We start from the raw sequence: 13,838 nt of genomic DNA on the forward strand, positions 1-13,838 counted from the left end.
CATGGCCGAACTGACCGCCGCGCTGCCCGCCGAAACGAAGTCGGTGCCGAAAGCGGTCGGCGCGGCCTGGGCGTTGCTCATCCTCAACACGCTCGGCTCGACCGGCGCGCAGACGGTGATCCCGTTGCCGCGCACGGTGATCCAGCTGGTCACCATGGGCGCGTTGATGACCGCGTTCCTGCTCGCTTTGGTGCTGAACCTGCGGATCCGGATCAAGCCGAGTGCGTACCTGCTGCTCCTGACCTTCCTGCTGCTCACGAGCATCGTGGCCAGCGTGCACCTGGAATCCGGCTACGGCTCGCTGTTCCGGTGTTTCCGGTTCACGGTGTTCGTCGCGACGCTCTGGTTGCTCAGCGGCTGGTGGGACGGGTCGTTCACCTTCGTGCGGGCACACATCCGGATGTTCGGCGCGGTGCTGGTGTCGGTCGTGCTCGGCCTGGCGATCTCGCCGGGCAAGGCGATGCCGGACATCTACGGCGGCCGGCTTTCCGGCGCGGTGTGGCCGCTGACGCCGCCGCAGGTCGGCCAGTACGCGGCGGTGATCGCCGGGCTCGCGGTGCTGATGTGGCTCGGCAAACGGACGGACGCCAAGAGCGCGTTGATCGTCGTCGTGCCGTCGCTCGGGTTGTTGCTGCTCACGCACACCCGCACCGCGACGCTCGGGCTCGTCGCCGGGCTGATCGTCGCGCTGCTGTCGCTGGGGCTGGTCAGCGCGCGGGCGCGGAAGGTGTTCGCCGGGATCGTGCTCGTGGCCGGGTTCGCCGCGGTGGTGCTGGGCGGCCTGCTGCAGACGTGGTTCCTGCGCGGACAGAGCACCGACGATTTCTCCAGCCTGACCGGCCGCGCGAAGGTGTGGGACGCGCTGCTGTCCGCGCCGCGGACCGGATTCGAGTACATCTTCGGCGTCGGTCTCACCGACAAGTCCTACGACGGCCTGCCGATCGACAACAGCTGGCTCGCGATCTATCACGAGCAGGGCTTCGTCGGGATCGGGATCGTCGCCGCGATGCTGCTCGTGCTGGTCGCGATCGCGGTGCTGCGGCCGCCGTCGGTGGCTCGGGCGAGCGCGATTTTCCTGATCGCTTACGTCATTTCCGCGTCCTATACCGAAGCCGGGCTCGGCGACGCGTCGCCGTACCTGCTGCATCTGGCGGTGGCCGCGTCGTTGCTGGCCGTGGGCGAGGCTCCAGCGAGGGAGAAGCTGGCGTGAAGGTTCTGGTGGTGCACAACCGCTATCGGTCGGAACAGCCGAGCGGCGAGAACAACGTGGTCGACGCCGAGGTCGCGCTGCTGACCTCGGCCGGGATCGACGTCCAGACGTTCGAGCGGCACAGCGACGACATCGCCTCGATGCCGTTGGCGCGCAAGGCGCTGGTGCCGCTGCAGGTGCCGTGGAACCGTTCGTCGCGGACGGAGTTACGGGAGCGGCTGCGCCGGGAGCGGCCGGACGTCGTGCACGTCCACAACACGTTTCCGCTGCTGTCGCCGTCGGTACTGGCCGCGTGCGCTGACGCGCGCGTGCCGGTGGTCGCGACGCTGCACAACTACGGTCTCGTCTGCCCACCCGGCACGCTCTACCGCGACGGCCGGATCTGCACCGACTGCGTCGGCGGCCTGCCCGTCCCCGCCGTCCGGCATGGCTGCTACCGCGATTCGGCCGCGGCGACCGTCCCAATGGCGGTGAATCTGCTGGTCAACCGGCACCGCTGGCGGACCGGTGTGACCCGGTTCTTCTGCATCTCGGACGCCCAGCGCCGGCTTCTCGTGAACGCGGGACTGCCGGCCGCGCGGATGACCGTGAAGCACAACTTCGTCCCGGACGAGGGGCGGCGGCGCGTCGGCGACGGCGAGCACCTCCTGTTCCTCGGACGGCTTACCGAGGAGAAAGGCGTTCCGCTGCTCAAAGCGGCGTGGGAGCAGTACTCCGGCAAACTTCCGTTGCTGATCGCCGGGACCGGCCCGCTGTCCGACGACGTCGCGGCGTGGGCTGCTGGGCGGGACAACGTGTCGTACGTCGGCCTTCAGGACCGGGCTTCGTGCCAGGAACTGATCGCCCGAGCGACGGCGGTTGTGGTGCCCTCGACGTGGCTGGAGGCGTTCGGGCTCGTGGTGGTGGAGGCGATGGCCGCGGGGGTGCCGACGGTCGCGCCCGCGCACGGGGCGTTCGAAGAGCTGATCACCGACGGTGTCACCGGCTTGCTGCACCCTCCCGGCGACGCGGCGGCGCTCGCTTCTTCGCTCCTTGAGGTTGCCGACACCGAGCTGAACCGGAAGATGGGCGAGGCCGCGCGGCAACGGTACGACGCGGACTTCACCCCGGAAGTCGGGCTGAAACGGCTGCTCGACGGCTACGAGGAAGCGATCGCCGCGGTATGAAGGAAGTTGTGCGCGACCGACTGAAGACCTCGCCCCGGGCGCTTCCGATCGTTCTGCGCACGCCGTCGCTGGTCCTTGCCGTGCTCGGGCTCCTGACGTTGATCGCGCTGGGTGTCCGCTTCGCCGGACACTCGGTGCCGAGCGCGTTCGACGCCCCGCTCCTGCCCGGCCCGGACCTCATCCCCGACCCATGGTGGTACTTCGCGACGGCGATCGACTTCTGCGGCGAACCACTGGGCGCGGTGCTGATCCTGCTCCTGGTAATCGGCGGCTGCCTGCTGGCACACCGTCCTCGAACGGCGGTGTTGGCGGTGGTCGGCTGCAGTCTCACGGTCGTGGTGACCTCGGTGCTGAAGCCGTTGACCGGGCGGACTATCCATGGGAGTTATCTGTCGTTTCCCAGCGGTCACACTGCTTTCGCTACTGCTTTGGCTTTGACTGGCGCTTATGTGCTGGCTGGACGGTTGAGTCGGTTTGCCGCGGTGGCTTGGATGATGGGGCTTGCGTTGGTGGCTGGTTTCCTGATGGCGTGGGCGGAGGTCGGGCTGGGGGCGCATTACCCGACCGACACGATCGGCGGCTTCGCGGTGGCGCTGGCGGTTGTGCCGGTCACGGGGTACTGGGTGGACCGGGTCGCGGGCCGGTAGATGCCTGCCGAAAGCAATGCACAACCTCCTGCTTCCGCCGCACTGCTGGCGATAGCAAAGAGGCTGGCTGCCGCAAATAATGAGAACAATCCTGCCGGAATTGAATATGTTAAAACGGACCGCAGGTCGCTCGCGCCCATTGACGGAACTCAGCCCAAGGCTAACGAACCGGTTTATCTGATTCAGATGACGGGGGAATTTGTCGGATATTACGCGAAGATTCCACGGGGAAGCAAGGCGCCCAGAGGGAACGTGCTGACGGTCACCGTCGACGCGACCTCGGGACAGATGCTGGGTTGGTCGATCCTGCTGGAGCCGCACGACCTCGCAAAACTGGGCGAGGTGTCGCCATTGCGATAGCCCATTAACCGTCGCAGCTGCTGCCAGCAGCGCGGGCGACGGTCGGCGGTCTGTGAGGGGAACCCTGAGGGACTCTGATTCCCCCAGGGGGGCCCTCACAGACTCTGTCCAGGACCGCTAAGCCTTCCGGCGAAACACCGGCTTCACCGGCCTCCCGCCCAGCCACGGCGACGGATCCCCCTCCTCCAGCGCCTTCCGGTACACCACGCACGCCGAAGCGACCGCCTCCACCGTTCGGTCGATGTCCTCCTCCGTCATCGCCGCACTGACCACAAAGGACGGAGCCAGCACCCCGTTCTCCAGCAGGCACCGCATAAACAGCGTCCGATACTCCTGCGACGGCTGACCATCCGCGTCGAGGGTCGCGAACACCAGGTTGCTGTACCGTCCCCGTACCAGCACCTGCTCGCCGATCCCGTGCGCGGTCGCCACCTCGGTCACGCCAGCGGCCAGTCGGGCCCCGAGTGCGTGCAGCCGAGCCGTCACGTCCTCCGTCTCGTAGGCGTCCATCACCGCCATCGCCGCGGCCAGCGACGGCGTCTCCGCGCCGTGCGTCGTCGACAGCAGGAACACTCGGTCCCGCGAATCGCGCAGGCCGCCCAGTTCCATCAACTCGCGCCGACCGGCCAGCGCGGAGACCGCGAAGCCGTTGCCGAGCGCTTTGCCGAACGTCGAGAGATCCGGCGTCACGCCGTACAGGCCCTGCGCGCCGTGCTCGGAATACCGGAACCCGGTGATCATCTCGTCGAAAATCACCAGCGCGCCGTATCGATGCGCGAGGTCGAGCAGTCCGGCGAGATAGCCGTCCGGCGGGTCGACGCCCTTGGTGGCCTCCAGAATCAGGCACGCCACCTGCCCGCTGAACTGGCGCAGCACCTGCTCGGTCGCCGGGAGGTCGCCGTACGGGAAGGGCACGGTCATCGCCATCGTCGCGGCGGGAATGCCGGCGGACATCGGGGTGGTGCCGATGAACCAGTCGTCGGTGGAGAAGAACGCGTGGTCGGCGCATTGGGCGACCAACGGCCGTCCGGTGGCGGCGCGGGCGAGCCGGACGGCGGCGGTCGTCGCGTCGGAGCCGTTCTTCGCGAACTTCACCATGTCCGCGGTCGGCACCGTCGCCAGGAACTGTTCCGCCGCTTCAAGCTCCACAATGGACGGACGGACGAAGTTGTTGCCCCGCTCCAGCACGTCGCGCACGGCGGCGGTCACGCGTGGATGCGCGTGGCCGAGGCTGACCGCGCGCAGGCCGGAGCCGTACTCGAGGTAGTGGTTGCCATCGACGTCCCAGACGTACGCGCCGCGGCCGTGCGAGATGACCGGGGCGAGATGTTCGGGGTATTGATCCTCGCCTTTGGCGTAGGTGTGCGCACCGCCGGGAATGGCGCGGTGCAGGCGTTCGTTCGCGATTCGGGAGAGTGGCAGGTCCATGACGGGTCACCTCAAGGCATCGGCGAGCGTTGGCGCCGACGCGTCGCGTTCGGACAGCAATGCCGCGGGCAGCGGCCACGGGATGGCGAGCTCCGGGTCGTCGTGCGCGATGGCGACGTCCTCGGACGGGTCGTGCGCGCGGTCGATCCGGTACGACACGTCGGCGAGGTCGCTCAGCGCCTGGAAACCGTGTGCGCATCCGGCCGGGATATAGATGCTCTCCTGGGTGTCGCCGGAGAGGTGAAACGTTTCCATGGAACGAAAAGTCGGCGATCCCGGCCGCAAGTCGACCACGACGTCGAACACCTCGCCGAACGAGCAACGCACCAGTTTCGCCTCGCCCGCCCCGGAGCGCAGGTGCATCCCGCGCACCACGCCGCGCACCGAACGGGACACGCTGTCCTGCGCGAACCCGTCCGGATCGATGCCGGCCGACCGGGCGACCTCGGCGTCGAAGGTCCGCGAGAAGAAGCCGCGATCGTCTCGGTGCGGCGTCGGCCGAAACAGCCACACACCGGAAATCGACGGTACGGGAACGGCTTTCACGACACCTCCGCGGGAATGAGCGTCCTCGACAACAGGGCGAACTGGTCCTTCAACCGCTGATTGCATTCTTCGTTGCGGGCGGCGAGTTCCGCTTTCAGCTCCAGCGCCCGCCGCTGCAATTCCTCGAACTGCCCGATCAGCCGCGGCACGTCGACCGCGCGGGCCTCCTGGCAAAACTCGCCGAGTCCCATTTCGGCCATCAGGACGTCGTTCTTCTTCGCGTATCCGATCGCGACCGTCGGCTTCCCGACCTTCAACGCGCACAACACATTGTGGTACCGAGTGCCCACGACGGTGCCCACTTCGGCCATCGAGCGCATCAGCTCGTCGAGGGTGCCCGGGACGGCCGCGGAGAGCAGCGGCGAGTCGACCGTTTCGACGATCTCGTCCACCACTTCGAGGTCGATCCGGTCGCCGATGAAGAGCCGGACCGGCCGCTCCTGGCCGACCAGATACCGCACGAACTCGGTCATCGCGTCCACATACGCCCGGTAAATCTCGTCGCCGCGCGCACGATCGTCGTTGCCGCCGTAGTAGGCCATCACACCGACGCCGACCGCACGCGGGTCCTCGACCGCGGCCGGTGTCGGCAAGGCGAAGGCGAGATCGGGATAAACGCGATCGTCAATGACCGGCACCCCCATGTCGGCCATCGCCGAACGCGAGAGTTCATCGCGGAAGGACCGATACGTCGCGAGCTGGGTCGCGTACCGCACCAGAAACCGCGTGGCCGGCACCCGGATCCGGTCGGCGCCCACACTGACCAGCGCGACCTTCGTCCGACCCAGCCGCCCGCACAACGAAAGAAGGAAGAGCGCGTACGGAAATCCCCACGGCCGCAACGGAAGCGTCGCCTCCAGCACGCCCATGCCGGGAACGATCACCACGTTCTGCCGCCGGACCCACCAGGCCGTGCGGACGACGTCGACGATCTTCCCCAGGGCTTTGGCCGCGATCGACCGCAGCCCGGACGCGTGCCGGTATTCGCCGCTGTACCAGTTCAACCGCACCGCGGGGATCCCGTATCGCGCACGGATGGTGTCCGCCCCACCACAGAACGCGGACACCTTCGCGTACGGATGTTCGGCTCGCAAAAAGGCGAGTACCGCCTCCAGCGAGCCGTCATTGCCGAGGTTGCCTGAACCGAGCAGTCCGAAGACCCCGACCCGAACAGTCACGGGGCCCGCCGTTCGCGTCCGGCGACCACGCGGTCGACAGTGAGGTCGAGTTCGGCCGCGTGCACCGGAGCCCGGTCCTCGACGCGTTCCCCGCCTCCGCCGGGCCGGGCCCGGCTGGCGAACCATTCCGCGAGCGCTAGGTAGCAGGCACGACGTTCGCCGGACGACAGCGGCGCGGAGCGGATTCCGTGCACGAAACCCCAGACGTACTCGGCGAGCAGCCGCGCGGTCGGGTTCAGGAGTGCGTTGCCGCGCTTCGGATCGAGGTTCGCGCACCGGGAGCGCTTGCTCGGGTTCGCGCGCTCCGCCCGGTCCGGGTGGTCGCGGCGGAAGTACAGCAGCTCAGGCACCTGATAGAACGGGCCGTGCAGGGCGATCTCGGCCACGTAGGTGCGGTCCGCGTGGTGGTAGCTGCCCATCGGGGTGACCCGACGCAGCACGGCCGTGCGCATCACGCCGTAGAAATCGTCGCCGCCGGGCTCGAACAGCAGGCTCTTGAACCGCACCGACGGCCGCGGCGCATCCGTCCGGTGCCGGTAGTCCAGCGGCACCGTCACCGCGCCGTGCTCGTCGATGATCGCCTGGTGCGAGTGCGCGAGGATCATCTCCGGCCGCGCGTCGAGCGCTTCGACGCATTTCGCCAGCAGCTCCCGGCCGTACAGATCGTCGTGCGACGCCCATTTGAACAGCTCGCCGCGCGCCTGGTCGAGCAGGATGTTGTGGTTCGGGGTCGCGCCGATGTTGCGCGGCTGGCGCAGATACCGGATCCGCGAGTCCTCCTGCGCGTACTTCCGGGCGATCTCTTCCGTGCCGTCCTGCGACGCGTTGTCGGAGATGATCAGTTCGAAGTCCTCGTAAGTCTGCCCGAGCAGCGCGTCGAGTGCTTCGCTGAGGAATTCCTCTCCGTTGTAGACGGGCAGACCGATGGTCAGCCGGGGCACCGTGCTCATGCCGGTTTCATCTCCTCGGAAGCCGAATGGAGTTCTGCTTGGCTGAATGAACCTGACGCGGCGGGGAACTCGACAGCCGCGGCGAAGTGGTCGCGAAGCGCGCTGCGCAGCTGCCACCACCACACGGCCGAACCGGTGAGTGTGGCGGCCGCGACGCCCCACTCCGAGCCGGCCGCACCGCCGAGCACGGCCCCGATCAGGCCGAACACGACGTAACACGCGGACGAGATCAGCTGCGACCGCAAGCTCCGCCGCGCCATCCCGAGCGCGCGCAGCCCGGCCGTCGCGCCGGTGGTGAAGCTCGCGCCGACGACCGCCATCGTGACCGCCGGGACCAGCAGCGACGAGCTGTCCCACAACGAACCGAGCACGAACCGGCCGGCGTCGTCGGGGATGAAAAGCCACAACCCGAGGCCCCACACCAGCGCGGCCGCGGCCTGCGCGGCACCGAGCACCACGCAGAAATGCCACAGCCGATGCGGCGACTGCCGGAGCACCCGCGCCCCCTCGGCGACAGTGACGAGGGAAAGTCCCATGAGCAGCGCGAGAAACGGCCCGAGCAGCTGTTCCGCGCCGCGCACCGTACCGACCGCGGCCAGCCCGGAAATCGCACCCAGTCCGTACGCGCGCAGCTGCGACGAACCGCTGTTGCTGACGTTCTCCACGAGGTAGCGCACACCCAGGTCGCGATGGTCCCGCAGCCACGCACGCACCCCGCCGAGCCGCGGCAGCACACTCGTCTGCACCCAGCCGAACGCTGCCGCGACCCCGGCGGAACAGCCCCAGGCCAGCAGGAACGCGACCACGGTGTCGTAGCGCGCGGCCAAAACCAGCGCCGGGAACAACGCGACGGCCTGGATTCCGTCGTTGAGGAACGCCTTGTGCCCGGTGCCCTGCGCGAAGAACCCGAACCGCCAGGCGTCCTGGACGAGCAGGAACGGCAGCACCACCCCGAGCGCGACGAACGCGGCGCCGAGCGAACCGCCGACCGCGAGTCCGAAAAGGACACTGACGACCCCGGAGGCGACCCCGACCAGCAACGCGGTCCCGACCGCCTGGCCCACCGCGGTCCGCCAGCTCGCCCTGGCGACGCCGGAGAAGCGCACCATCAGCGGGTCGGTGGCGATCCCGCGCGAGATGTTGAGCATGACGCCGTAGGTCACCCACGCGATGCTGAACAGGCCGAACGCCGTCGCGCCGAGCGAGCGCGCGACGTACAGGCCGACCACGAAGTTGGTCAGGCTCGAAACGGCCTGGTCCCCGAGGCCCCAGCTGAGCCGTCCCGCCATCGCGCGGACGGCTCGCGAACGCAGGATCGACGGCACGGCCTCACTCCTTCAGCAGTCCGGCGGCCTGAAGGGCAACGGCCGCCGCGGCTACGGCACCGAACGGCAGGTCCGCCCGTTCGGCGATGTCGAGGAGGCTGTGGTCGCCGTCGGAGAGGCTGAGCACCCACAGCATGGCCAGCTGGGCTTCCTTCGCGTCGCTGCGCCCGCCGAGCGAGTCGTACAGCCCGCGCTTGCCGAGCTGCGGTTCGCCGTACGGGCTGAGGTTCACGTAGCGGCGGTTGCGGTCCAGCACGGAAAACGCCGTCCGCAGCGTGTCGAGGGTGTCGGCCATCGAGTCCGGGTCGACGAAGGACGCGTTGTCCGCCGAGGTGTGGTACTCCGGGTAGCCCGCGTACGGCGTGCGCGTGAGCGAGCCGACGCCGAGGTTGAAGCCGGGGGAGCAGAACTGGCGCTCGTCGTAGCCGTACGGCGAGAAATCGCGGATCTCGTGCGGTTTGTCCTTGAGGATGTGCGCGAAGACGCGGTCGATGTCGGCGTCCCCGCGCCGGCTGCGCTTGTAAGTCAGCGAACCCCGGTCGCCCGCGCAGGCCAGCACCACGCCGTGCTTGACCTGCTCGATGCGCTCGGAATTGCGCGCCAGCCAGGTGATCGCGCCGATCGTGCCGGGCATGAACAGGAATCGGCAGGTGTAGTACGGCTTTTCCTCGGCCAGCGCCTGCGCGAGCGCGACGGCGACCGCGATGCCGGCGAGATTGTCGTTGGCCAGCGACGGATGGCAGAGGTGGCACGAGACGAGCACCTCGTCGGCCACCTCGCCCGGCACGACGTGCTCGGCGTAGGTGAGGTGGCCGTCGGCGAGTGTCGAGTCGATTTTGACGTGGTAGTCACCGTCGGGCAGCGTGTCGAGAACGTCCTGCGCGAGGCAGAAACCCCAGGTGGGCGAGTAGTAACTGGTGCGGTACGGGATCAACGACGGCTGCTCGGGCAGCGTGTGCAGGTGCGTGCGCAGTTCGGTGAGGCTGACGACCCGGTCGACCGGGACGCTGTAGCCGACCACGTGCAGGTTCGACTTCCGGAAGTCGATCACCCGCCTGCCGGAGGAATTCGCGACGAACGCGTCGCGGATGTTCCACTCCGGCGGCACGGTCCAGTCCAGCACCTCGGTGCCGCTGGGCACCTCGTACCGGTCGAGCGGGAGGTGCTCGCCGATGACGGCAAGGGTCTGCCGTACACCGTCGCCGGTGATGCTCCGGCAGAACGGGTACATCCGTTCCACCAGAGCGTGCATCTCGGGCCCCGTGCGCATCAGGCGTGCCGCAGGGTGGCGTCGACCGCGCCGGCGGCCTGCCGGTCGCTCAACCAGTTCAGCCGGGTGAAGCGGCGCTCGAACTGCTCCTTGGTCAGGCTGTTGCGGCGGTAGGCGTCGAACAGTTGCAGCGCACCGTCTTTCACGCCCCACTTGCAGTCGAAGGACGGGATTGCCTCGCGGAACCGGGAGAAATCGACACGGTATGAACGCGGATCGGCCCCGGCCTCGCCGGTGATCCGCAGTTTGGCGCCGGGCACCACCGCGACGACCTCTTCGGCGATCTCGGCGACCGTCACGTTGTTGCGCTCGGTGCCGATGTTGAACGCCTTGTTGTGCACGGCTTCGCGCGGCGCTTCGAGGGCGGCGGTGAAGGCGTGGGCGATGTCGTCGGCGTGCACCAGCGGCCGCCACGGCGTGCCGTCGGAGAGCACGAGGACCTCGCCGGACAGGTAGGCGTGGCCGACCAGGTTGTTCAGCACGATGTCGGCGCGCAGCCGCGGGGAGAAGCCGAACGCGGTGGCGTTGCGCATGTACACCGGGGTGAAGTGGTCGTCGGCGAGGTCCGAAACCTCGGCTTCCACGCGGACTTTCGACTCCGCGTACGGCGTGGCCGGCCTCAGCGGCGCGTTCTCGTCGACGAGACCACTGTTGCCGGAAGCGCCGTAGACAGAGCAGGTCGAGGCGTAAAGGAACCGGGAAACCCCGGCCTCCTTCGCGAGTTTCGCGAGCTTGACCGACGCGTGGTGGTTGATGTCGTAGGTCAGCTGGGGCGCGAGCGAGCCGAGCGGGTCGTTGGACAGCGCGGCGAGGTGGATCACCGCGTCGAAACCCTGCAGATGCTCGGCTTTCACGTCCCGCAGGTCTACGGCCAGCCCGACCGGATCGTGCGGGGCCGGGCCGAGCACACAAGCGGCGAACAAGCCCGAGTCGAGGCCGATGACCTCGTGTCGCGCCGCGGCGAGCACCGGTGCCATCACCGTGCCCAGATATCCCGTGTGCCCCGTGAGCAGCACGCGCATGCCTTCAGCCCCTTAGGTCGATGACGAGTTTGTTCGCCTCGAACGCCTCGGCATAGCGTTCTTGGCATTCGATTCCGCGAATCCGCGCGAGGCCGAGGAAAGCCTCGCGGTCGTACCACGGCCGGTGCTGCTGAGAGCCGTAATGCTCGTGCAGCAGTTCGATCTTGCGCTGCATGACGTCGTCCGAGAGCGGCGCGTAGGCGGGCAGCCGTCCGAGGTCCCCGTCCCATTTGACGATCTCGTAGCCCAGCGTCAGATGACCGCGGAACACGGTGGGCACGAGCTGGGCGAGCCCGCGGTGGTCCTGGTGCGCGTCGATGGTGCGGGGCGCGAACACGACGTCCGGATCGGTGCGGCGGCGGAGGTCTTCCAACGCGTTCTTGGCTTCTTCCCAATGTGAGGGGAGGCGTCCGTCGGGCAGTTTGAGCACCGTGACGTTCAGCTCGGCACCCGGACAGAACGCGGCCAGCGCGGCGCGTTCCTCGGTCTCCCGGTCGGTGCCGCCGCCGGACAGCACCAGGGCGTCGACCTGAAGCCCGGGACGCTGTGCGCAGATCTCGAGCAGCGTGCCGCCCGCGCCGATGGCGATGTCGTCGCAATGCGCGCCGAGCACGACGATGCTCTTCAACTCGGCGCCGAGGCGGATCACGCGTGCACCTTTTCGTGTTCCCACAACGCCCACGGCCGGTCGCCGTGCGTGTAAGCGGCGTCGAGCGCGTAACGTTCCTTGACCGTGTCGGTCGGCTTCCAGAACCCGCGGTAGGGATAGGCGAGCAGCCGGCCACGCTTGGCGAGTTCGCCGCAGCCGTCGGCGACCAGATCGCCGTTCTCCGGGATATGGTCGAAAACCTCCTGCCGCAGCACGAAATAGCCGCCGTTCTCCCACAACGGGAGTTCGCTGACCGGCGTGATCGCGCCGATCCGGCCGCCCTCGTCCATCTCGACGCAGTGGAACGACGACTGCGGCGGCACGACGAGCATCGAAGCGCCCGCGTCGCTGTTGCTGAAGCGCTCGACGATGTTGTCCAACGGCGCGTCAGTGAGCACGTCGGCGTAGTTGGCGAGGAACATCTCGTCGCCGTCGAGATAGTCGCGCACCCGGCGGAGCCGTTCGCCGATCGGCGATTCGATGCCGGTCTGCACGAAGGAGATCGTCCAGTCGGCGATGTCGGTGGACAGCAGTTCCGGCTTCCCGCCGCGCAGCACGAAATCGTTGGACGTCGTTTCCTGGTAGTTCAGGAAGAAGTCCTTGATGTGGTGCGCGCCGTAGCCGAGGCACAGCACGAACTCGGTGTGCCCGAAATGCGCGTAGTAGCGCATCACGTGCCAGATCAGCGGGCGTGGCCCGACCATCGCCATCGGCTTGGGCACGTCGGACGCCTCGCTGCTGCGCATCCGCATTCCGTAGCCGCCGCAGAACAGAACGACCTTCACTTCACTGCCACCTCGACGATTTCCAGGCGCGGAATCGGGAAGACGAGCTTGCCGCCCCACGCGCCGACGTAGGAAAGCTGCTCGGTCAGCTCGTCCCGCAGGTTCCAGGGCAGGACGAGCACATAGTCCGGCCGGTCGGCCGCGATCCGGTCCGGTTCCACGACCGGGATCCGGGTGCCCGGCGTGAACCGGCCGTGTTTGTACGGATTGCGGTCCACCGTGTAGGCCAGCAGGTCCGGTCGGATGCCGCAGTGGTTCAGCAGGGTGTTGCCCTTGCCGGGCGCGCCGTACCCGACAGTCGTTTTCCCGGCTTTCCGGGCGGCGAGGAGAAATTCGAGCAATTCGAGCCGGACGCGGGTGACCCGGTCGGCGAATTCGGTGTACCCGGACAGCTCGTGCAGCCCGGCCGCCTTCTCCCTGGCCAGCACGTCGACCATCCGGGCGCTCGGCTCCCCGGCGGCCTCCGCGGGCCGCGCCCAGAGCCGGATCGACCCGCCGTGGGTGGGCAGGAGTTCGACGTCGACCACGGTCAGCCCGCCGCCCGCCAGCGCCCGCCGAGCGGATTCGACGGTGTAGTACTGGAAATGCTCGTGGTAGATCGTGTCGTACTGGTTCTTTTCGATCAGCGTGAGCAGGTGCTGCACCTCGATCGACACCCAGCCGTCGTTCGCGACGAGCGCGCGCAGCCCGTGGGTGAACCCGCGGATGTCCGGAATGTGCGCGTAGACGTTGTTCGCCACGACCAGGTTCGCCGGGCCGTGTTCGGCACGCACCTCCCGTCCGGTGTCCTCGGAGAGGAACGCGGTGTGCGTCGGCACCCCGGCCTCCCGCGCGGCTTGCCCGACGTTGACCGAGGGTTCCACGCCGAGACAACGGATTCCGCGTTCCACAACGTGCTTCAGGAGGTATCCGTCGTTGCTGGCGACCTCCACGACGAAAGAACGGTCGGTCAGCCCGAGCCGCTCGACGGCGTCGTCGGTGAACCGTTTGGCGTGCTCGACCCACGAGGTGGAAAAAGACGAGAAATACGCGTAATCGGTGAAAGTGTCGGCCGGGTCGAGCAACGGCGGGAGCTGCGCGAGCCAGCATTCCGTGCACACTTCGAGATGCAGCGGGAAAGTCGGTTCGGGTTCGGCCAGCTGCGCGGCGGTCAGGAACCGTTCGCACGGCGGGGTCGCGCCGAGGTCGACCACGCTGGCGGTTCTTTCCGAACCGCAGAGTCGACATGTGGTCATGTACCAGGCTCCTCCGACTCAGGTGCGCGATCTGCGTAGGGCAGGTCGATCCGCACCCGGCCGTCGT

Annotated in this window: 14 protein-coding genes; 4 read left to right on the forward strand and 10 right to left on the reverse strand. The window is 68.1% G+C overall.

Features of this window, described 5'->3' with window-relative positions; all coding sequences use genetic code 11:
- The first annotated feature begins 1 nt into the window (after window position 1).
- Genes ACZ7SW_RS24085 through ACZ7SW_RS24100 form a run of 4 tightly spaced genes read left to right on the forward strand, consistent with a single transcriptional unit; the run spans window position 2 to window position 3,383 of the window.
- Entirely contained in the window at window positions 2-1,210 is a 1,209-nt protein-coding gene (locus tag ACZ7SW_RS24085; protein ID WP_470232652.1) for an O-antigen ligase family protein, read from the forward strand.
- Window positions 1,207-2,376, forward strand: coding sequence for a glycosyltransferase family 4 protein (locus ACZ7SW_RS24090; protein WP_470232653.1), 1,170 nt, complete (start codon window positions 1,207-1,209; stop codon window positions 2,374-2,376). The genes ACZ7SW_RS24085 and ACZ7SW_RS24090 overlap by 4 nt, the downstream gene beginning before the upstream one ends.
- Before the next feature lie 8 nt (window positions 2,377-2,384).
- A complete protein-coding gene (locus tag ACZ7SW_RS24095) occupies window positions 2,385-3,023 on the forward strand; it encodes a phosphatase PAP2 family protein (protein ID WP_470232654.1) in 639 nt (212 codons plus the stop codon).
- Window positions 3,024-3,383 carry a hypothetical protein gene (locus ACZ7SW_RS24100; protein WP_470232655.1) on the forward strand — a complete coding sequence of 120 codons (360 nt, stop codon included), beginning with the start codon at window positions 3,024-3,026 and terminating at the stop codon, window positions 3,381-3,383.
- 117 nt (window positions 3,384-3,500) lie between these two features.
- On the opposite strand, the gene ACZ7SW_RS24105 is transcribed toward ACZ7SW_RS24100, so the two are convergent.
- The 10 genes from ACZ7SW_RS24105 to ACZ7SW_RS24150 are packed head-to-tail and all read right to left on the reverse strand — an operon-like array spanning window position 3,501 to window position 13,771.
- Window positions 3,501-4,811, reverse strand: coding sequence for a glutamate-1-semialdehyde 2,1-aminomutase (locus ACZ7SW_RS24105; RefSeq protein WP_470232656.1), 1,311 nt, complete (start codon window positions 4,809-4,811; stop codon window positions 3,501-3,503).
- Between the two features lie 6 nt (window positions 4,812-4,817).
- Window positions 4,818-5,357, reverse strand: a complete 540-nt coding sequence (locus ACZ7SW_RS24110; protein WP_470232657.1) for a dTDP-4-dehydrorhamnose 3,5-epimerase family protein — start codon at window positions 5,355-5,357, stop codon at window positions 4,818-4,820.
- The gene (locus tag ACZ7SW_RS24115; RefSeq protein WP_470232658.1) at window positions 5,354-6,535 is read right to left on the reverse strand and encodes a polysaccharide pyruvyl transferase family protein; all 1,182 of its coding nucleotides are present in this window, start codon (window positions 6,533-6,535) and stop codon (window positions 5,354-5,356) included. Before ACZ7SW_RS24115 ends, ACZ7SW_RS24110 begins: the two co-directional genes overlap by 4 nt.
- Entirely contained in the window at window positions 6,532-7,485 is a 954-nt protein-coding gene (locus ACZ7SW_RS24120; RefSeq protein ID WP_470232659.1) for a glycosyltransferase family 2 protein, read from the reverse strand. Before ACZ7SW_RS24120 ends, ACZ7SW_RS24115 begins: the two co-directional genes overlap by 4 nt.
- Window positions 7,482-8,774: a hypothetical protein gene (locus ACZ7SW_RS24125; protein ID WP_470232858.1), complete on the reverse strand. Its 1,293-nt coding sequence runs from the start codon at window positions 8,772-8,774 to the stop codon at window positions 7,482-7,484. The genes ACZ7SW_RS24120 and ACZ7SW_RS24125 overlap by 4 nt, the downstream gene beginning before the upstream one ends.
- Window positions 8,775-8,814: 40 nt before the next feature.
- Window positions 8,815-10,080, reverse strand: coding sequence for a DUF4910 domain-containing protein (locus ACZ7SW_RS24130; RefSeq protein ID WP_470232660.1), 1,266 nt, complete (start codon window positions 10,078-10,080; stop codon window positions 8,815-8,817).
- Window positions 10,080-11,102: an NAD-dependent epimerase/dehydratase family protein gene (locus ACZ7SW_RS24135; RefSeq protein ID WP_470232661.1), complete on the reverse strand. Its 1,023-nt coding sequence runs from the start codon at window positions 11,100-11,102 to the stop codon at window positions 10,080-10,082. The genes ACZ7SW_RS24130 and ACZ7SW_RS24135 overlap by 1 nt, the downstream gene beginning before the upstream one ends.
- A gap of 4 nt (window positions 11,103-11,106) precedes the next feature.
- Window positions 11,107-11,751: a PIG-L deacetylase family protein gene (locus ACZ7SW_RS24140; protein WP_470232662.1), complete on the reverse strand. Its 645-nt coding sequence runs from the start codon at window positions 11,749-11,751 to the stop codon at window positions 11,107-11,109.
- Window positions 11,748-12,536: a sugar phosphate nucleotidyltransferase gene (locus ACZ7SW_RS24145; RefSeq protein WP_470232663.1), complete on the reverse strand. Its 789-nt coding sequence runs from the start codon at window positions 12,534-12,536 to the stop codon at window positions 11,748-11,750. The genes ACZ7SW_RS24140 and ACZ7SW_RS24145 overlap by 4 nt, the downstream gene beginning before the upstream one ends.
- On the reverse strand, window positions 12,533-13,771 hold the full coding sequence (locus ACZ7SW_RS24150) for a methyltransferase domain-containing protein (protein WP_470232664.1): 1,239 nt from the start codon (window positions 13,769-13,771) through the stop codon (window positions 12,533-12,535). The genes ACZ7SW_RS24145 and ACZ7SW_RS24150 overlap by 4 nt, the downstream gene beginning before the upstream one ends.
- Window positions 13,772-13,838 lie beyond the last annotated feature (67 nt).

The organism is Amycolatopsis sp. NPDC114484 (assembly GCF_055633755.1).

Bases quoted from the DNA above. Each gene is read 5' to 3' on its own strand.
- ACZ7SW_RS24085 (WP_470232652.1), top strand. From the start codon at position 2: ATGGCCGAACTGACCGCCGCGCTGCCCGCCGAAACGAAGTCGGTGCCG.
- ACZ7SW_RS24100 (WP_470232655.1), top strand. From the start codon at position 3,024: ATGCCTGCCGAAAGCAATGCACAACCTCCTGCTTCCGCCGCACTGCTG.
- ACZ7SW_RS24105 (WP_470232656.1), bottom strand. From the start codon at position 4,811: ATGGACCTGCCACTCTCCCGAATCGCGAACGAACGCCTGCACCGCGCC.
- ACZ7SW_RS24120 (WP_470232659.1), bottom strand. From the start codon at position 7,485: ATGAGCACGGTGCCCCGGCTGACCATCGGTCTGCCCGTCTACAACGGA.
- ACZ7SW_RS24125 (WP_470232858.1), bottom strand. From the start codon at position 8,774: ATGGCGGGACGGCTCAGCTGGGGCCTCGGGGACCAGGCCGTTTCGAGC.
- ACZ7SW_RS24130 (WP_470232660.1), bottom strand. From the start codon at position 10,080: ATGCGCACGGGGCCCGAGATGCACGCTCTGGTGGAACGGATGTACCCG.
- ACZ7SW_RS24135 (WP_470232661.1), bottom strand. From the start codon at position 11,102: ATGCGCGTGCTGCTCACGGGGCACACGGGATATCTGGGCACGGTGATG.
- ACZ7SW_RS24150 (WP_470232664.1), bottom strand. From the start codon at position 13,771: ATGACCACATGTCGACTCTGCGGTTCGGAAAGAACCGCCAGCGTGGTC.